Source organism: Microbacterium sp. LB12 (assembly GCF_037150835.1).
Classification (GTDB): Bacteria; Actinomycetota; Actinomycetes; order Actinomycetales; family Microbacteriaceae; genus Microbacterium.
Genome location: NZ_JBBCPF010000058.1, coordinates 1 through 255 on the forward strand (window position 1 = coordinate 1; position 255 = coordinate 255).

Sequence of the window (255 nt, forward strand, 5' to 3'; positions counted from 1 at the left end):
GATTCTCTCGATCTCCTTGGTATTCTCTACCTGACCACCTGAGTCGGTTTGGGGTACGGGCAGCTAGAACCTCGCGTCGATGCTTTTCTTGGCAGCATAGGATCACCCACTTTTTATCCGCATCGTGTCTCAGCCTCAATGAATCGCGGATTTGCCTACGACTCGGCCTACGCACTTGCACCAGGACAACCATCGCCTGGCTTGGGCTACCTTCCTGCGTCACACCTGTTAATACGCTAACCGCACCAGAATGGG

At 54.1% G+C, this 255-nt stretch carries 1 rRNA gene; it reads right to left on the reverse strand.

Annotation, left to right across the window (positions count from 1 at the left end):
- Nucleotides 1-255, reverse strand: a 23S ribosomal RNA gene (locus tag WFM69_RS19365); the annotation flags it as partial.